The organism is Verrucomicrobium sp. GAS474 (assembly GCF_900105685.1).
GTDB lineage: Bacteria > Verrucomicrobiota > Verrucomicrobiia > Methylacidiphilales > GAS474 > GAS474.
The window spans coordinates 2,443,556-2,462,297 of the sequence record NZ_LT629781.1 but is presented as its reverse complement, the minus strand read 5'-3'; the positions used below and the strand labels follow the sequence as shown (position 1 = coordinate 2,462,297).

Genomic DNA, 18,742 nt, shown 5'->3' with positions numbered 1-18,742 from the left:
ATGAAACTCCACCTGACCCTGGCGGCCCTCACGGCCCTCCTCCTGTTCGTCTCCCTCCGCTACTCCCCGGGCCATGCCTTCAGCTTCGCGCAAGTCGAGAGGCTGGCGGCGAAGCAGGCCGAAGAAAAGTTCGTCCCCCTCCGCGACGCCCTCCCTCCCCAACTCCGGAACCTCACGCCTCAACAGGAGAACGGCATCTTCTGGAAAGATTCCTACCGCCTCTGGCGCGACAAGGGGCTCCCCTTCCAGGTCGATTTCTATCACCTCTCCCGCCAATTCCCCTCCGGCCCCCGCATCAACACCGTCGATCGGCATGGCGCCCATCCCCTCGCCTACTCTCCCGCCTTCTTCAACTTCCTCAACCTCGACCTCCGGCCGCCCCTTCCCGCCAATCTTCCCTTCGCCGGATTCTATCTCCGCTATCCCATCAACAAAGCCGACTCCCTCGACGGCTTCTTCTCCGTCCTCGGCTCCAGCTACTTCCGGGCCCTGGCCAAGGAACAGGTTTACGGCCTCACCGCCCGGGGCCTCGCCATCGACACCGCCCTCGACGGCAAGGCCGAGGAATACCCCTCCTTCACCGAGTGGTGGCTTCGCAGGCCCGCTTCCAATGCGACCGACCAAACCCTCTACGCCCTGCTCGACAGCCCCAGCGTTTCCGGGGCCTACGAGTTCAGGATCCGTCCCGGCGCATCGACCTCGGTCGACGTCCACGCCGTCCTTTATTTCCGCAAAGCGGTGGAACGGATCGGCCTCGCCCCGTTTTCGAGCATGTACCTTTATGGCGAGAACAGCGGGGACCACTTCGGCGACACGATCCACCCCGAGGTCCACGATTCGGACGGCGTTCTGGTCCACTCCGGCAACGGTGATTGGATCTGGCGCCCCCTTCAGGCCACGCCCTTCCTGCAACAGTATGACTTCGCCGAAACCGACCCGAAGGGTTTCGGACTTCTGCAACGAGACCGGGACTTCCAGCACTACCAGGATCTCGACACCAAATATAACGTCCGCCCCAGCGCCTGGGTAACGCCGCACGGAAACTGGGGCAAGGGCAGCATCGCCCTCGTCCAGCTCCCCACCAACAACACCGACACCGACAACGTCGTCCTTTCGTGGCGGCCCGAACGCGTCCCCGCCAAGGGAGATCGACTCGAGTTCAACTACACCGTCGACTTCTACATGAACGACGCCGAGCGTCCCTCCTTGGCCTATGCGATGGCCACCCACTTCAACTCCCCCGCGCCGCCCCCGCCCAATGCGGCACCCCCCCGCACTCCGGAATCGCCCAAACCGGCGACGCTCCCCTCTCCGAGCAACGGCACCGTCCCGGTCCAATTCCTCGTCGATTTCAAGGGCAACGGAATCGAAGACATTCCCCCCGACTCGCCTCCCTCCATCGATTGCGACGCCAGCCCTTCCGGCACTCTCATCACCAACGGAAAAGTCGATAAAAACGGCTACGACGGCTCGTGGAGAATCAGCTTCACCGTCACCCCACTCAGGCACAACGTCCCGACGGAACTCCGATGCCGCCTCCTGCGCGACGGCAAGCCCCTCACGGAAACTTGGACCTACACCTGGCACCAATAATGAATCCCTCCTCCCTTGAAACCCTGCAGGCCTGGAACGAGGCCCACCGGCGTCTCCTCCAGTTTCTCGGTTCCTTCGCCCTGGCCGACGAGTCCCATGTCGCGCGGCTCGCCCTCCGCATCCTCGACACCGCCCGGGAACAGCATCGCGCCGATCCCACGCGGCATCCGACCACATTGACCTTGGAACTGGCTCAACAGGAGGTCGCCGATTGGCTCTCCCAAAGCCTCGGGGCGCCTGAATCCTCTTTCGCGGGAAACACCGCTCCGGGACGTCTCGCCCTCCTGCTCAGCGACATTCCCCTGAACCATCCCGACTCCTTCCTGATCTCCCCCCTCTCCGACGAGCTAAAACAATCGATGCGCCGCCCCCTCCTCGTCGTCGGCCCCGACCTCACCCTTTCCAGCATGACGCCACGCCGCCTCGACTACGGCCCCATCCACGACCTGGCCAACCAAACCTGGCACCGTTGGAATCCGAAAGAGGGCGCAGCCGCCCTCCTCCTCTGGGCCGTCATCTACGTCCTCCTCTACCATTGGCTCTCTCGCGGATCATGAACCTTTCCCCCCTCCACTCCGTCCTCCGGCGCGTCCTCTTCATCGGACTCGTCCTTCTGCTCGCCCTCGGCTTCTCGCTCCTGATCGACAGCTATTCCGAGCAAAGCCTCTCCTGGGGAGATTACGTCGTGATGTCGCTCTTCCCCATTCTCTTCAGCCAGCTCGCCATCGGCTTCGTCCTCGCCGCCTTCGGCTTCTACGATTTCCTGCGCGGCGGCGATCCCCGCCACCTCCTACGCGGCGCGTGGCGGAAAAACGAGGAGACCATCCCGCTCGCCGCCACCGCCATCGTCATCCCCGTCTTCAACGAAGACGTCGGACGCGTCAGCCGGGGCATCGAAAACGTCTGGCGCAGCCTGGAAAAAACCGGCCAGATCGAGTACTTCGACCTCTACCTCCTCAGCGATTCAAACAGCGCCGACCATTGGATCGAGGAAGAGCGCGCCTGGTTCTCGCTCTGTCGCCGTCTTCAGGCCTTCGGCAAGCTCTTCTATCGCAAGCGCCGCCATCCCATCAACGGCAAGAGCGGGAACATCGCCGACTTCTGCCGCCGCTGGGGCCGCCGCTACCGCTACATGATCGTCCTCGACGCCGACAGCATCATGGGCGGCCCGCTCATGGTCCGCCTGGTCCGGGCGATGGAAGCCAACCCCCAGGTCGGCATCCTCCAGACCCAGCCCCAAATGGTCCTCGGCAGCTCCCTCTTCCGCCGCACCCATCAGTTCGCCGCCGCCCTTTACGGAGGCCTCTTCGTCCGCGGATGCAGCTTCTTCCAAACATCCACCGCCTCCTATTGGGGACATAACGCCATCCTCCGCCTCGCCCCCTTCATCCAACATTGCGGCCTTCCCTCCCTGCCTGTCCCGGAGCAGACCCACCGCCACATCCTGAGCCACGACACGATCGAAGCCGTCCTCATGCAGCGGGCAGGCTACGAAGTCTGGGTCATCGCCAACGAAGAAGGCAGCTACGAGGAAGGCCCCCCCAACCTCGACGACATGCTGAAACGCGATCGCCGCTGGTGCGCCGGAAACCTCCAGCACTTCTGGTTCCTCTTCGCCCGGGGCATCAGTCTCGGCAGCCGACTGCAAATCGGCATCGGCCTCATGGCCTATCTCGGCTCCCCCCTGTGGCTCCTGTTCCTCATCGCCGGTTCCATGGCCGAATACAGCCACTTCCGATTCCTCAACCTCTCCGCCGGCCCCGAATCGCTCGGGGCCGCCGACGCCTCCAGCGCCGGGATCCTCCTATCAATCACGCTCGCCTTCCTCTTCATTCCTCAATGCTTCGGTTTTCTCGCCGCCCTTCCGAAGCGAAAGCAATTCGGCGGCGCTCCCGCCCTGTTCGGAGGCATCGTCCTCCACACCGCCCTTTCGATCCTGACTGCGCCCATCCTGATGGTCTTCCACACCCTCTTCGTCATCACCTCCCTTTTCAAAGTGCCGATCCATTGGACCACCCAAAACCGGGCCGACACCGGTCTCCCCTGGAGACACTGCGTGAAAACCTATGGGGCATTGACCCTGCTCGGATTCGGCACCCTGGCGGCCGCCCTCCATTGGCTCGGCCTCCCCGGTCTCTGGCTGCTCCCCGTCTGCCTCGGCTGGATCGTCGCCCCCCTCCTGGCATGGCTCACCGCCCACAACGGCCTCGGAACATCGACCCGCACCCGGGGCCTCTTCCTCACTCCCGAAGAACTCCACCCCCCCGAGGAACTTGCCCGACTCGACAAACCCAGCGGTGACGAGGCTGAAAGCCGACAGGAATCGGAAACATGGGCCCACGCGCTCCTTTGCCCGTACACCCAAGCCATCCATCTTTCCCTGATCCGCCAACGCTCTTCCGTGAGCCGAAATAAGACCGACCACACCAAAATCAAACTCCGGAAAAAACTCCTCCAAGAGGGCCCCCACTCCCTTGATCGCAAAGAGAAACTTTCCCTCCTCTGGGATGCAGAATCGGTCGCCCGCCTCCACCGCGACCTCTGGAACACCCCCTCCGAGGCCCTCCACCCCGATTGGCAAACACTGCACTCCTCCATGAGCTCCAACCCCTCATGCCGCTCTTTATCGGCCGAACGCATCACGTCGACACCTACGGAAACCACGCCCTAATGGTTCCCCGCAAAGCGCGAATCAAGCCATAACCACAGAATGCCATGCGCCACAGCTACAGAAGCTACTTCTACGCGAAGACAAAGAATGGGAACCTGCCCGCAGCGGAGATGGGGAACAGTCCGACGATGGTGCCAGGGGCGAGGAGGTGAAGAAGGATTGGGGAATTTAGGCTGGTTTCAAAATGTAGCCGCGACTAGGCTGCCGTGGATGAGATGGATCGCCCTCCTGTGCTCGACCATGTTTTCATTACCGTGACCGATCTCAAACGGTCGATTGCCTTATACGAAACGGCTCTGAAGCCGCTGGCCATTCTTCACGAAGTCGATTATGACGGCAAAGATGGGCAGGAAGGACACTCTGACCTGAAGGGATTCGGTTGCAATAACCGCATCTTCTGGCTGCGGCAAGGGCAAGCGAACGCGAAAGCCGCACACGTGGGCTTCGTGGCTCAGAGCGAAGACGAGGTAAAGGCGTTCTACGATGCTGCAATCGCGGCAGGTGCGACAGACAACCGAAAGCCCGGACCTCGCGCTTACTACGACCCTCGCTATTACGCGGCAAATGTCTTTGACCCTGACGGCTAAGCATCGAAGCGGTCTATAAAAGTTGGCAGCACCCACAGACATAACCATGCGCCTCAAGTGGCTTTCTTTCACCTTCGGGCCTTGGACAGGTGTGGCATTAGCGATCCTCGCCCTAGTGTCTTTTCCTGAATCAGCCCACGCTGATGCAGGAACCCCACTCATCTGGGCAGGGATGCTTCACCTGACTATCGGAAATGCCCTCATCGGCGTCGTAGAAGGGCTTTTGATCGCGTGGCTCTTCAAGCTGCCGAAGAAGCGGTGCCTCCTGCTGTTGATTCCCGCCAATTACTTTTCGACGTGGGTGGGTGGATTCTTCGGCCAAAGCTGGCTCGTGGTACAGCTCCCGATCACCCTCAACAATGGGTGGACTTGGTTCTGGATTCTGGTCGGTATCACGTACTGCATGACACTGGTCTTGGAGTGGCCCTTCATCGCTTGGTGCTTCCGAGGGGATGAAAAGTGGAAGTCAAAGAGCATCAAAGCAACGCTCATCTCACAGACAGCATCGTACGTCGTCGTATTCGGATGGTACTGGATCGCCAGTGGAACAACCTTATACACACAGATGCACGTCGTCCCCTTGGCCGACATCCCATTCCCACCAGAAGTTCGTGTCTACTTCATCTCTCCTGTCGACGGGAACGTCTACGAAAAGACCTCATCAGCGGAACTCGCACAGAAAAGATGGGAACTTCATTCGCTTCATAAGGGAGATCGGTTGTTTGTTCGTCCGAATTCAAATGGAAACGGCTGGGATTTGATGGCACTTCTGAATGGCAAGGACCAGCGGGAGCTGAAAATAGGAATGCAGGTCGTCGCCGCGCCCGATCCACGTAGCCTCATCACCGATCCTCCCCAGTATCAGGCCACGAACATGAATTTCGGAGAGGTCGCCAAATTGGGCGATGCATCCAAAAGCCCGTGGCAATGCTGGATCGGCTTTTGGGCCGTCAACGGACTAGAGGCCGAAAATCGGGATACCAAGGAAAAGATCCACTTCAGCTACGAGACTCCCTTTGGGATGTGGTATATCCGCAACGGCATCCAGCTTCCGTCAGACAAGGTCTTGTTCCAACTAGGGTGGGATCAAATCCCCTCCCCGTCCACGCATGTCGGTCAGGGCGCGGCCGAACCACTCTCCCACCGCCGGTTGGCGCGAGGCGGCGCCGCCGAGGGCTTCGGGCAGCGTCACGTGGATGTCGGGTGGGTGCCCCCGCCAATCGATCCGCTGCGCGAGGCGGCAGAGCGTCTGCCGCCGCTCCATAACGTCCGGGCGCGCCGGGCTTCTCGACCGGGATGAAATCGGCGGCGTAATAGACCGTCGACGTCGCAACCTTTCCGAAATAGTGCTCAACCAAAGCGGCGTTCCGGAAAGCCCCCTTGGGGAAGGCATTCCCGTCGAAGAGCGAGGGGGCCACGACGTAGTCGAGGCTCTCGATCAGCGTTTTGCGTCCCTCGGGGGAAAGGGCCGCAGCCGGAGGAGGGGGAACCGTCGGGTCCGGAACGCTCGAAGCTTGAAGGCGGGCCGCAGCAAAGGAGAAGACGAGGAGCAGCAGGAAGGAGCGCAGGAGCTTCCTCCCCGGCGATCTCGCGGCCCTCATCGTTCCGGCCCTATCAAGGGAGCAGCTTGAGGGTTCCCAGGGTCTGGGGGTTGTTCCAGTAGGAGAAGTCCTTGAGGAACGTCAACCCGGTGTAGCGACGGTAGCCTCGGAAGGCGTCGTCGGCCATGATATTGCAGCCGAGAGTTTTTCCAGCCTGGGCCGTCACCCCGAGAGCCTCGAAGGGAATCGTCACCTCGATCACGTAGCCGCCGTCCCAGACCCGGCTGGCGATGGTGACTTTGCTCTCGAAGCCCTGGTGGGCGAACCCGCCGACCGCGGCGGCCATCACCGCGGGCGGTTCCGTGTGGAACTGGCGCGTCGGCGTCATGAGGATCAGGTAATCCTTTTCGGTCAGCCGCTTCGCGCGCTTTGCCGCGTCCTCGGTGCTGAGGAAAAGGCGGACGTTGTCGCTGTCCCGCCAGTCCCGGCTGATGAGGTCGAGGAGATTGAGCTCGTTGTCCCGGACGACGAAGGCGGCGTGGAGCGCCTTGGAGTCCCAACGGAGGGCGACGCGGGCGTACCACTCGTCGCGGCCCGGCAGGCCGGGATCGCGCAGCCGCCAGTTGCCGACCTGGTCGATGGTCACGAACTCCTCCGGCTTCCATTCGGAGAGCTCGCCGTCGGCGGTCGCCGTGGCATGGCGCGCGCCGAGGGTCTCCCGGCCAAAACCGACGACATTCTCGTCGATCACCCGGCGCGACTTGTAAGGCGGCACGTCGGCGGCAGGCGAGACGGCGTCGAGAATCGCGGTGTAGGGGAACTTCCCGTTGACCCAGATCCGCGCCTCGTAGGGGACGGCGCGGCGCGGGCCGGGCGTCTCTCCGGCAAAGGCCAGATGGTAATCGACGCCGGGCGTCGCGTCGGAGGGAACGACGACGGCGACGGGCTGGCTCACGGTCTGGCCGGGCTCGACGACGAACGGTTCGGGCAGCGTCACTTTCCAGCCGGGGAAGGTCCGCAGGAGCGAGGGATAGACTTTGAGGGGCGCGGAGGTCGAGTTGAAGGCCACGAAGGGAATCGTCAGCGTCGTCCCCGGATCGGCACTCCAACGATGGAGGGGGGAACCCCAGTTCCGCACGTCGAGCGCGTTGACCTGAAGGCCGTTGAGGGCGTAGGCCGCCGTCGCGGGGGAAAGGCCCTCGATGATGATCGGCCGTTCATTGAGCACGGTCGGCTTGGCGGGATCAAAGGCCACGCTCTTGCCGAGGATATCCCGGACGGTGTAGGCGCCGAGCGGGAGGTGGAGATCGCGCTCCGTGCCGTCACGCAGCGCCCAGGCGGCGAGGAAGACGGAGCCGTCGGGACGGCGGAAGAGCTGATACTGGACGGGTTCAGTCGCCTCGGTTCCGCCGAGGGGGGCGGCACCCTTCAATAGATTGCCGACCACTTTCAACGCCTCGTAGGCGGGGCGGGGGGTGAAATCCTCATCGACGATCCAGAAGGTCTCCCGGTCCTTCTTCCCGAAGAAATCGTACCAATAGATCCGCTCGATTCCTTTCGCCTTCGCCATCAGGAAGAGGCGGGCCAGCCCGTCGGCCTGCTGATCGAGCGAGAAACCGTCGACCTGCGTCATCTGCTGGGTGACGGGATTCACCGCACCGGGCAGCGAATACTGGAAACCGATCTCGGTGGCCCAGATTTCCTGATGGCCTCCGTATTCGTCGATGATCCGCCGGTTGTCGAGGAGCTTGGCGATGCCCGATTCGGGGACGCCGCAGTAGGGATGGAGAGCGAGCGCCTTCAGGTTCGCGCCGCCACCGAGGCGGAAGAACTCCTTTGTGTAGTTGGGAAGCGCCTCGGCGATGCCGAAGCTGGCGGGCATGTTTTCCGGGTCGGCGGCCAGGGTGCCCAACGCCATCGCATTGTTGTGGGCCAGCATGTCGGCGGCGTCGCCGAAGGTGGCCCAGCCGGAGTTCGCCTCGTTGCCGTAATGCCAGGCAATGACCCGTCCCTTGTAATGCTCGCCCATCGCCTTGGCCCAGGCGTAGGCCAGTTTCCCCTTTTCGGGCGCGGCATAGAATTCCTTCGGAAAGTAAGTGAGCGCCATCAGCGGCGCCATCCCGAAGGCCTCGCAATCCAAGACCAAAGGATCGGCCCAGGAGACCATGTAATTGCCCTGGGCGTCCGGCATCCTGAAGCCGGGTTCCAGGCGGATCGTCGTGACGCCCGCCGCCTTCATCATCTGCAGGCACTTCCATTGTTCCTCGGCGGTGAAGCGCTCCAGATGGACGTTCATGCCGACGAGCCGGTCCCCGCCCTTCCCCACGGGCCGGGGCGTGCCGCAAATGGCGGAGAACGGCGAAGCCGCCCCCCCTTCCTCGGTGATCGACGTGCGCAGGAGGTCGATCTCGCCGCGCAGGCTCTTCTCGCCTTTATAGGCCGGGAACGTCGCCGTCGCCCCGGCGGCGACCTCGTACGAGGCGGAGCTGCCCTGCTTCACCTTGCCCTCGGGCGTCTCGAGGCTCGATTCGATCGTGATCCTGGCGGGCGTGGCGGCGGGATTATGGATCTCGAAAGAAGGATAGACCTCCAGGTTCGGATCGCGGGGGACCATCTTCACCTCGACGGCGGCGAAGGACGGAAGGACGAATCCGAACAGGGAAAGGATGAGGACGAGGAGACGTTTCATAAAGGGATGAAAAAGGTTGCGGCGCCACGAGGGTAGCGCCGCGAAGGCTAACAGAAAAGGGAGGGGACGGTAAGGGGCATCGCCCGACTAGCAGAGGGCGAGCCGCCCCTTCCGCCGCAGCCATGCGGTGCCGCAGAGAGAGGCGCCCATCAGGAGGAGCATCCATTCGGACGGCTCCGGCACCGCGACTGCCGTCACCGTCAGCACGCCCGTCGCGGCATTGTAGGAGAAGGTGTCGCCCGTGAGGTTGCTGGTGATGTTGTCGAAGGTCCCCGTCACCGTCCCGGCGTTCGTCACGAGGGTGAACGTGTCGTTCTGGTTCGGGTTGTACCCGGCCAGGAAGTTCAGGTTCAACGTGCCCCCGTAGGTGATGGCGCTGGTGCCGAGGTTGAGGACGTCGGTGCTCGAGGTGCTGGCGATGTCGAAGTTCGAGACCGTCGTCGAGACCAGGGTGAGCGAACTGCCCGAGGCCATGGTCAGCGTGGCGACGGCCCCCGTCCCGCCCGCCGAGACGCCGCCCGTCGCGCCCGAGGCGAAGCTGTAGCCCGCCGTGCCGCTCAGCGTGCCCGCGCCGGTCAGGTTCGCCGCGCCGGTGAGCTGGATCGCGAACGTCTGGGCCGCGAAGGTCGAGTGCGCGTTGACCTGGAGATCGCCCGCAAGGGTCAGCGCCGAGGTGGCATTGATCTTCGAGACGCTCGTCCCGTCACCCACCTGGATGGCGCCGATGGTGCGGTTCGAGGTGACCGACGCCGTCCCGGCGCCGGTGTATTTCAGAAGGACGCCGGAGTTCAGCGCGGTCGTTCCGCTGGCGCTGCCCAGGTTGGCCGTTCCGGTCGTACCGGTGAGCCAGAAGACCGTGCCGGAACCGAACGTCGCATTGGCCGACGAGCTGGACGACAGATCGACCGCCGTCCCGCCATTCGACGTCTTGAAGATGACGCTTCCCGTCGTCGTGACCGTGGTCGCCGTCGTGCTTGCGCCCGAGAAGGCGAAAGCCTGGTTCCCGGCGTCGAACGTCACCGTCCCCGCCGTACCGTTAATGTTGATCGTTGCAGGTCCCGAACCGCCGAAGGAGAACGACCCGCCGCTCGTCGCCGACCCGACGAAGGTGATCGGTCCGCTGATGTTGTTCGTCGTCCCCGAGTTGAAGACGAAGTTCTTCGCGGTGAGCGTGCTGAGGGTCGACGAGCTGTTCTGGATGTTCCACGTCACAACCGCATTGCCGTTGCCGTCGTTTTGGAAATTGAGCGTATTGGTCGTCGGGAGGGTGAAGTTGAAGCCGTTCAGGTCCAGGGTATAACCGAGCGCCACCCCGTTACTGCTGTTCGCACCTTTTACGAACCCGTTGGTGACAGCCAGGTTGCTTCCCAGCTTCATCGTCATGTTCGTGGAGGCGGTGTAGGCGCCCAGGTAAAGATTGGCGATCGTGCCGGAGCCGGAAATGGTTTTGACGCCACCGCCCTTCACAAACTCGAGGTTATTGATGGCGGCATCAGTATTGAAAGTCTGGTTCACGGTGCCCGCATCGCTGAGGTAGACACTGAGATTGCTGCTGACTGTCGTCGTCGAGGAAATCGAATTCGTCGCCCCCAAAAGATAAAGTTGGCTATTGGCAACCCCCGTGAGCGAACCGCCGGTCGCCGAGAAATTCCCGTTGATGTGGACCCGGTCGGCGCTATTGGCGATCTGGATCGTCCCCGCCGACATACTGACGTTTCCGGTGATCGTCGGCGTGCTGGCCACGGTGCCGCTGGTGTCGTAGGAAAAGGAGAGCACCCCTCCGTTGACCGCGACATTTCCCATCATGCTCGCAACCCTGGAGGGGTCTGTGAGGAGATCGAGTGCTCCGCCGGTTTCCAGCGTGATGGTCCCGGTGCCCGTCGATCCGATTTTGAGATAGGAGGCCAGCGTCGTCGCATCGACGCGGACCATGGCCGTTCCCGTCGAGGAGCTGAGGGTGAAGTCGTTCGCGATGGTCAAGGACGGAGTCGCCGAATTGCCGGACTTCGAGATGTCGAGCATGTTCGTGAATCCCGCATTGCTCTCTCCCCACTGGAGGGTGCCCAAGGAGCCCGAGGCCGTCGCGTCGTAGACCACGGTGGTGCTCGCCCCGGCCGCGCCGCTGTAGGCCGCCGTGTCGAGCGCGCCCGGCGCGGTGCCGGAATCCCAGTTCGTGCCGGTGCCCCAGAGGCCGCCGGTCGTGCCGATGTAATTGCCGGTGACCTGGGCCGAGGCGGAACTGTTGCCGCCGAACCAAGTGGCGGCGCCGGTCGCGAGAAGGACAACGAGGGCTTTTGCTTTCATGAATGCGGGCTGTTTGGGGTTGGAAGTAGGGATCGAAAACAACGAATTCTATAAAACTTTAAATATTCAAAGTCTCAATGTCAATTCGCTTTATTGCAATGGAGATTTAGTTCGCCGCAAGGCCGGGGATCTTCCGACGAAGACCTCCCGCGACGCAGAGAAGCCCCGCGAGGAGCTCCAGGAGGGTCGCCGGTTCCGGCACGGCGATCACCGTCACCGTTCCCGTGGCGGCGTTGAAGGAGAAGGTCTCCCCGATGTTGCTCGTGATCGAGGAGAAGGTTCCCGATCCATCCTGGTTGTTCGTCACGAGGGTGAACGTGGCGTTCAAACCCGGGCGGTAGCCGCCGAGGAAGTTCAGGCGGAGGACGCTGTCGCCGTAGTTGAGGGCGCTGCCGTTCATGTCGAGGAGGTCGAAGCTGGCCAACCCGGCGATGTCGAAGGTCGAGACATTGCTCGCGTAGAGGGTCAGGGTGCTGGCGGACGACATATGGAGCGTCCCGACGGTGCCCGTCCCGTTCGGCGCGATGCCGCCCGTCCCGGCGGGATCGAAGGAGTAATTGCCGTCGAGGGTTCCGGTGCCGACGAGGTTCGCCGCCCCCACGAGGACGACGGGATTGTACCCGGCGGTGAAGGTGGAGCTCGCCTTGACGTTAAGGTCGCCTCCGAGGGTGATCCACGAGAGGGCGGCGAGCGTCGAGGCCGCCACGCCGTCGCCGACTTCGATGCCGCCGACGGTCTGCCCGGTGGTCCCCGTGGTGACCTTCCCCGAGGTGCCGGTGTAGCGGAAGAGGACGCCCGGATTGAGCGCGGAGGCGGCCCCGAGGTTGGTCGTCGCCCGGTTGCCGGTGCTCCAGAGGACCGTCCCCGTGCCGAAACTCGTCCGGGACGATCCGGGAGCCGAGAGATCGAAGGCCGTGCCGGTTGAGGCCGACTTGAAGACGACGCTCCCCGTCGTGTTGACGACGCCCGCGCCGCCGCCGCTCGCGGAGAAGGCCATGGCGTTCGTCCCCGCATCGAGGGTCACCGTCCCCGCGCTGCCGTCGAGGTTGACCGTCGCCGCCGCCGAACCGCCGAAATAGAAAGCCTGGGTCGTTCCCGCCGCGGAGAGGGTGACCGGCCCGGCGATGGCGTTCGTCGTCCCCGAGCTGAAGACGAAATTCTTCGCGGTGATCGTGCTGAGGATCGACGCGCTGTTTTTGATCGTCCACGTCGCCGCTACCGTCTGGGGATTCTGGAAGGTCAACGTGTTCGCGCCCGAGGTGGCCCAGTTGTACCCGTTCGTGTCGAGGACGAAGCTCGTGGCGGCGGTACCGCCGGAGCCCCAATTGCCGGTGCCGAAGCCGCCGCTGACGGCCAGGTTGCTGCCGAGCTTGAGCGTCAGCGTCGTCGCCGTGGTGTAGCCGCCGAGGTTGATCACGCCGATCGTGCCAGAACCGGAGAGGGTCTTGATGCCGCTGGAGGACCGGAGGTTGAGGGAGGGGATGTTCGCGTCGGTGCTGAAGCTCTGGTTCACCGCCACGCCCGAGTCGCTGAGGTGGAAGTAGACGGCGCTGGTGACGGCGACGGAAGAGGAGAGGGAGTTCGTCGCCCCGTAGAGATAGACCAGGCCCGACGTTCCCGCCGCCGAGATCGTCCCGCCCGTCGCCGTGAAATTGCCGTTCACGTGGACGCGGGAATTGACGTCGCCCACGTTGAGCGTCCCCGAGGAGATGCTCAGGTTTCCCGTGATCGTGGGGGCGGTGGACGAGGTCGAACTGGTGGAGGCGAAGTAAAGGATCCCTCCCGCCAGGGCAACGTTTCCGCCCACGCTCGCGCTCCGGAGGGTGGCGGTCGTGGCGTTGCTGAGGAGATCGAGTTCGCCCCCGGCATTGAGGGTCACGGTGCCCGTTCCGGCGGAGCCGATCTTGAGGTAGACGGCAGTCGAGGCGCTCGAGTCGAGGCGGACGAGCGCCGTGCCCGAAGAGGAGCCGAGCGTGAGGTCGCTCGCAATGGTCAGCGACGGCGTCCCGGACGAGCCTCCCTTGACGATATCGAGGAGATTGGTGAATCCCCCGTTGCTCTCCCCCCATTGCATCGTGCCGAGCGAAGAGGAGGCGGAGGAATCGTAGAGGACCGTCGTGTCGGCACTGCTCCCGGCATAGATCGCCGTGCCGGAAGATCCGGGGATGCCGTTGCTCCAGTTGCCCGCCGCGCTCCACAGGCCGCCCGAGGCGCCCGTGTAGGTGCTCGAAACCTGGGCCGAAGCGTGCGCCCCGAGCCAGCCCATGACTCCCCCCAGCAGGACGACGAGGGGGAGGCGGGATTTCATGGGAGGATCCTATTGTTTGAAATTTCAAATATTAGGAGCGAAACGAAAAGTCCTCTCCTCGAAATCAAACGGCGGAGGGAGCGGCTTAGCCCTGGGGAGCGGCGTCCTTCTTCGCGAAGAGGTATTGGGGGAAGGGCCGGAGCGTCCAGTTGTACCCCTTCTCGTCGACGACGACGTCCTGCTCGTGGCCGTCCCAATCCCGGCGCGTGTAGTTGCCCGGGGGAATCTTCAGCTTCGCCCCCTTGCCGACGCTCGCGACCGACCAGCCCGCGTAGACGACGTCGCCCGAGCCGCTGGAGTCCTCGCTGCCGAAGGCGAAGACCTTCGCGTCGGCGTCGTCGACGAGGACCTTCGTGCAGGGGCGGCTCCCGACGGTCGCGCTCATCACCGACATCGAGACGAAGGCGGGCTTCGGGGAAAAGTCCTTCCGGATCAGACCGAAGTTGTGCTCGTTGTTCCGGGGATCGACGCCGTCGTTCTGGAAATCGTACCAGAAGACGGCGGTGCAGGTGCCGACGGAGCGGGAGAGGAGGAAGGCCCGCGCGACATAAGCCCCCTGCATCTGCGCACCGTCGAAGAAGTTGATGGGGGAGCTGACCCAGCCGAATTCGCTGACCCAGAACTGGAGCTTCTTGCCGTTCGCCTTCGGATGGTTGTCGACGAACTTGCCGAGATGCTTCCAGACGACGGGGACGCTCACCGACGGGATCGGCGAGTTGGCGGCGTCGTAGCCGAACTCGGGGGTGTAGGGCGCCATATAGGGATGGACGCTGAAACCGTCCTGGTCGTTGAGGCCGCCCGCCGCGAGGATTCCGGTGATGAAGTCCCCGCCGGGGCCGCCGCCCGCGCCGCCGCCGCCGCAGGAGATGACGTTGGCGTCGGGGTCGATCTCCTTGATCTTCGCGTTGACCTTCTTCAGGAGGGCCGTGTAGACGGCCGGGCTCGGCTTCCCCCACGACTGCGGCTCGTTCCAGAGTTCCCAGTCCTTCACCTTGGAGTTGTAGAGCTTCACCGTCTCCTCGACGTAGCGGGTGAAAAGGTCGACCTTCTCGGGCGTGTCGGGGAACGAGGAATGCCCCTCCCCCTTCCCGGTGAAGAGCTGCGGGTAGGCCTTGCCGTTGCCGAAGTCGAGGACGACAAGAGGCGCGATGCCGAGGCGGTTGGCGGCGTCGATGTAATCGGTGCAGCCCTGCATCGGGACGAAGACGCCGGGCTGCCGCTCCCATCCGTCCCAGTAACACTCGTCGCGGATGCGGGAGAAGCCCGCGAGCTTCACCAGCTTCATCGTCGACTCGAAGAGCTGGGGATCATCCTTCTTCTGGGCGAAGTGGGTACAGACGCCGAAATCGGAGGGATTGGCCCCCGCATGGGTCGGCACGGCGGCGAACGAGGTGACCAGCGAGGCGAGGGCCTGCTTCGATCCGCTCTCGAGACGGAGAGTCAACTCGTAGTAGCCGATCTCCGGCACGTCGAGCGCGATCTCGATGTCGGAACCGGAGAGCGGCACTTCCGCGTGGGCGGCGATCTTTTTGTCGGAAACGGGGCCGCTACTGAAGCGGCGCAGCTCGACGACAGCCTTCGAGGCCTCGGTCGGCATCCCGTCGACATGGAAATGGAAGGTCTTGGACCCCTTATCCTCGACGATGAGCGAGGTCTCGGGCGAAACGACGGTGATCACGGCATCGGCCCTCGCGGAAAGGGGGGAGAGGGGGAACCATGCCGCAGCGATAATCAGACCGGAGGCGAACCTCGCGGCCAGGGAGGACCTGGAAGAAGTCATGAAGGTATTCGGATAAGGAAAGTTAATCGCACTACGAGGACGCGTCACGTGACAAGACCTTGGTTTTAAGTTTGTCCTAGGCTGCCAACGCCACGGCGAGCGGCGCGGTCGTCCCCGCCTCGCGGTAGGTGGGGGGAAGGAAGAGGCTCTGGCGGACACGGCTGGGGTTCTCCAGAATCTCGATGGCCGCCTCCGCATACCGCTCCAGGGGCTGGACGAGGGTGCTGATCGTCGGAAAACTGTAGCGGGTGAGGTCGGTCCCGTCGAAGCCGACGATGGAAACCGCCCCCGGAACGTCGACCCCCTGCTGTTGGAGCCAATTGAGGGCGCCCATGGCGCAGATGTCGGAGACGGCGAAGATGGCGGTCGGCCGCGAGGGCGAGTTCCATACGGAGGGCATCGCCTGCGCGACGGCCTGCGCGCCGTTCTCCCAGTTGTGCGAACCGCAGTGGAAGACGCGGGCTTCCGTCAGCCCCCGCTCCTTCGCCTGCTGCTCGAAGAGACGGCACCGGGCCTTCACCACGTCATCCTCCTCGGGCTCGCCGACCAGGAAAAGGATGCGCCGATGACCCAACTCGGTGAGACGATCGAGGCCCATCGTCATCGCGCTCGCGTTGCAGAGGGAGATCTGCGAGCCGGGATAGTTCTCGAGGTGCTTGCCGAGGCAGAGAAGGCGATACCCCCGATCGCTCATCCGCTGGTGAAGGCTCCGGATCACCGGATCGGGTGCCGCGAGGGCGACGACGGCGCCGTCGTCAGGCGAGAAGCCGAAATTCCTCTCGACGGCCTGAAGGTGGTCTGAAGGCCCGATGCGGATGATCTGGAGGGCGATCCCCAATTGCTGACAGCGGAGCTGCAACGACGAGAGGATCGCGGTAGAGAAAAGGGAACTGAATTCGGGCAGAACGACCGCCAGCTGGCGAAGGCCCGCAGTCAGGGGATGGCAGACGACAGTGCCGATCGCCCGCCGCCGCTCGAGCAGCCCCTCGGTGGCCAACTCCGTCAGCGCCCGCCGCACCGTCCCCTGGGAGAGATTCAACCGCTGGACCATCTCGAGTTCGGGCAACAGGCGCTCCCCGTTCTTCAGGGAGTGAAGAATGATGAACCGAAGCCCGTTCCGCAATTGGGAGTGGAGCGCATGGGAGCTTCCGCGATCGAGAATGATCCCCTGGAGCAGCTTGTCCCAATCCGGAGTGCCGGGCGAACTCGGATGCAGTGAAGAGAGGGAAGTCATGAAAGGAAGGCGATTTCAGGATAATATTTGATTATTTATAGAAAGTCAACAAACCGACCGTCGTCGCTTAGGAAAAGAGCCCGGTCCCTCTTTATCCCAACCGAAAGCGGGCAATGACGGTCTGCAGGGACGCCACGGCCCGCAGCATGACGATTCCCAAGGGACGTCCGTTGGGATTGCCGTCGGCGGCTCCCCAAAAGATCTCTCCCGGGGAAGCGGCACCGAATTCAACCGCCACCGTCTCTCCCTGGCTCCGCCACTCTCCGCAGAGCGGAGCGGAAAAGGGTGCCTTTTTGAGATCCCTCATCTTCCGGTAGCCGTTGTCTTCCTCCAGCACGACCGGGGTACCTTCCCGTCCCGGACATTTGAAGATTCCGTCGCCGTGGAAGATCCAGTCGATGCGCCGGGGAGCGTCCGCGACGATCTCGAAGCGATCTTCCCATCCCTTCTCCAGCAAGGTCAGCGTCCGCCGCAGCAGGACGCCGGGGTGGGCATCGACCACCTCGACGGTCAGGGCCGTTTCAGACCAGGCGACGAGCCTGCCCCGGCCTGGAGTTTGCCAGGCGCCGTCGATGACCACGATGTTGTGGGCGGCAGGCGTACGAAGCCATTCGCCGTTGAAGGCGCTGGCATAGCCCGTGGTTCCCAGATCGAGGCTTTGCCACCCGCCCGCCGTCTCGACATCGACGCCCGGACGGTCGAGGTGATCGTGCCCTCCCCCATGGGGGCCGAAACGCATCGCGAGGCGGACGTCCCGGTTTCGCAGGATCCCGATCCCGGCGTGGGGCAGGAGTGCCGATCGGGGTTCCCGGGGCGCCGCTTCCGGCAGATGGGCCGGGCCGTAAACGAGGGCGGCGACGGAACTCCGCGCGTCCTTCAACGAGGGTTCCCCTCCCTGGTCCGGGAAATGGACCCGCGTGTAGCGGCGGCAGGGAGCAGGGCGATGGTTTCGATAGACCTCGGCCAGGATCGGCGGCCAGGAAGAATCGGACATGAGCGCCGAAGCCGCCTCGTAAAGGTCGGCCGCGTCCTCGAGCCGCGGGCTGGCCCAGCAATCGTTATAGGCGGGCAGCCGCCCGTCGGCGTAGGCGAGGAGCGGCGGATTCGTGAAGGCCTTGACCAGCCGTTCGTTCAAATCGGCGCGACGGCGAAGGTATTCCGCCCCGCCCGCCTCCAGGAAGCAAAGAAGCGCGGCAAGAGCGTAATAGTGATAGCCGATGCTGCCCTCGTACCATTGCCCATCCCCGTCGAACCCCTTCTCGATCTGCTGCCCGATGCCGAACGGATTTTCCCAGCACCAATCGAGAAGCGCATCGTCTTCCAGGAAAAGCGCCGCCTCGGCAAGGGCGGCGAGGAGCCAGCAATGGATGTTATGGATCCAGGCAATCTGGGGGCGGAGGAGATCGACGACGGCGCGGACCGTCTCCCGAAGGGCTGCACGGCGACGCTCGTCCCAGCCGGACACGAGCCCGCTCCAGCGCAGGGAGCGCAGGAGGGTGATGATCCAGATGGCTTCGTCGAGCGATTGCGGCATGAGCCTCCCCATGCTGGGCGCACTGCCGTGGACTTCGTAAGAAAGGTAGGTATCGACGTAGGTGCCCGCGATGCGCTCGATTTCGGCCCCGGCGATCTCCGTCTGGACGCCGAGCCGCAAGAGGATGGCGCACCGCTCGATCTGGGCCCCGTTCGCGGCATGCATGATCAAGCGCCAAGCCCCGTCGTAGGGCTCGCCGGAATAGAGACGCCCATTTTTCGCGCAGAGATGGCGGCGGGGACTGTCCGGCTTCCAGACGAGCGGTTCGCCCGTCTCGTCGCAGAAATAATGGTGGGCCCACGCCGTCGGCTGCGAGGGCGGAGGGATGACGAGCTTTTCCCTCCAGGAAAGCATCTCCTCCTCGAGGGACCGGACCACGTCGCGAGCCCACGGCTCCTTCCGGGCTTTCCGTGCGACTTCGTCCCAATCGGGCGTGAAGGGAGGGTTCATCGGAGCGGGGGAAGTGTCGTCTTCACAAATTCACATTTCAATGCAATGGGC

Annotated in this window: 10 protein-coding genes and 1 pseudogene; 5 read left to right on the top strand and 6 right to left on the bottom strand. The window is 63.6% G+C overall.

Annotation, left to right across the window (positions count from 1 at the left end; translation table 11 throughout):
• The 5 genes and pseudogenes from BLU04_RS10185 to BLU04_RS10165 all read left to right on the top strand — a co-directional run bounded on the left by BLU04_RS10185 (position 1) and on the right by BLU04_RS10165 (position 6,151).
• Positions 1–1,593, top strand: coding sequence for a glucan biosynthesis protein G (locus tag BLU04_RS10185; protein ID WP_093285452.1), 1,593 nt, complete (start codon positions 1–3; stop codon positions 1,591–1,593).
• On the top strand, positions 1,593–2,150 hold the full coding sequence (locus BLU04_RS10180) for a hypothetical protein (RefSeq protein ID WP_093285450.1): 558 nt from the start codon (positions 1,593–1,595) through the stop codon (positions 2,148–2,150). The genes BLU04_RS10185 and BLU04_RS10180 overlap by 1 nt, the downstream gene beginning before the upstream one ends.
• Positions 2,147–4,264, top strand: coding sequence for a glucans biosynthesis glucosyltransferase MdoH (gene mdoH / locus BLU04_RS10175; protein WP_093285447.1), 2,118 nt, complete (start codon positions 2,147–2,149; stop codon positions 4,262–4,264). The genes BLU04_RS10180 and mdoH overlap by 4 nt, the downstream gene beginning before the upstream one ends.
• A gap of 230 nt (positions 4,265–4,494) precedes the next feature.
• A pseudogene (locus BLU04_RS10170) lies at positions 4,495–4,895 on the top strand (VOC family protein).
• A 2-nt stretch (positions 4,896–4,897) separates the two neighbouring features.
• Positions 4,898–6,151, top strand: a complete 1,254-nt coding sequence (locus BLU04_RS10165) for a hypothetical protein (protein ID WP_093285445.1) — start codon at positions 4,898–4,900, stop codon at positions 6,149–6,151.
• Positions 6,152–6,465: 314 nt separating this feature from the next.
• On the opposite strand, the gene BLU04_RS10160 is transcribed toward BLU04_RS10165, so the two are convergent.
• The 6 genes from BLU04_RS10160 to BLU04_RS10135 form a co-directional block, all read right to left on the bottom strand.
• Entirely contained in the window at positions 6,466–9,081 is a 2,616-nt protein-coding gene (locus BLU04_RS10160; protein ID WP_197672933.1) for a sugar-binding protein, read from the bottom strand.
• Between the two features lie 87 nt (positions 9,082–9,168).
• Positions 9,169–11,385, bottom strand: a complete 2,217-nt coding sequence (locus BLU04_RS10155) for a PEP-CTERM sorting domain-containing protein (RefSeq protein ID WP_093285442.1) — start codon at positions 11,383–11,385, stop codon at positions 9,169–9,171.
• Between the two features lie 106 nt (positions 11,386–11,491).
• Positions 11,492–13,693, bottom strand: coding sequence for a PEP-CTERM sorting domain-containing protein (locus BLU04_RS10150; RefSeq protein ID WP_093285440.1), 2,202 nt, complete (start codon positions 13,691–13,693; stop codon positions 11,492–11,494).
• An 85-nt stretch (positions 13,694–13,778) separates the two neighbouring features.
• Positions 13,779–15,473 (bottom strand): cellulase family glycosylhydrolase, encoded by a 1,695-nt coding sequence (locus BLU04_RS10145; RefSeq protein ID WP_157895276.1) that lies wholly within the window; start codon positions 15,471–15,473, stop codon positions 13,779–13,781.
• 76 nt (positions 15,474–15,549) lie between these two features.
• A complete protein-coding gene (locus tag BLU04_RS10140) occupies positions 15,550–16,707 on the bottom strand; it encodes a GntR family transcriptional regulator (protein ID WP_093285435.1) in 1,158 nt (385 codons plus the stop codon).
• A gap of 91 nt (positions 16,708–16,798) precedes the next feature.
• Positions 16,799–18,691: a heparinase II/III family protein gene (locus BLU04_RS10135; protein WP_093285432.1), complete on the bottom strand. Its 1,893-nt coding sequence runs from the start codon at positions 18,689–18,691 to the stop codon at positions 16,799–16,801.
• Positions 18,692–18,742: the final 51 nt, after the last annotated feature.

Coding starts and splice junctions, on each gene's coding strand:
- BLU04_RS10185 (WP_093285452.1), top strand. CDS start 1: ATGAAACTCCACCTGACCCTGGCGGCCCTCACGGCCCTCCTCCTGTTC.
- BLU04_RS10180 (WP_093285450.1), top strand. CDS start 1,593: ATGAATCCCTCCTCCCTTGAAACCCTGCAGGCCTGGAACGAGGCCCAC.
- mdoH (WP_093285447.1), top strand. CDS start 2,147: ATGAACCTTTCCCCCCTCCACTCCGTCCTCCGGCGCGTCCTCTTCATC.
- BLU04_RS10165 (WP_093285445.1), top strand. CDS start 4,898: ATGCGCCTCAAGTGGCTTTCTTTCACCTTCGGGCCTTGGACAGGTGTG.
- BLU04_RS10160 (WP_197672933.1), bottom strand. CDS start 9,081: ATGAAACGTCTCCTCGTCCTCATCCTTTCCCTGTTCGGATTCGTCCTT.
- BLU04_RS10155 (WP_093285442.1), bottom strand. CDS start 11,385: ATGAAAGCAAAAGCCCTCGTTGTCCTTCTCGCGACCGGCGCCGCCACT.
- BLU04_RS10150 (WP_093285440.1), bottom strand. CDS start 13,693: ATGAAATCCCGCCTCCCCCTCGTCGTCCTGCTGGGGGGAGTCATGGGC.
- BLU04_RS10145 (WP_157895276.1), bottom strand. CDS start 15,473: ATGACTTCTTCCAGGTCCTCCCTGGCCGCGAGGTTCGCCTCCGGTCTG.
- BLU04_RS10140 (WP_093285435.1), bottom strand. CDS start 16,707: ATGACTTCCCTCTCTTCACTGCATCCGAGTTCGCCCGGCACTCCGGAT.
- BLU04_RS10135 (WP_093285432.1), bottom strand. CDS start 18,691: ATGAACCCTCCCTTCACGCCCGATTGGGACGAAGTCGCACGGAAAGCC.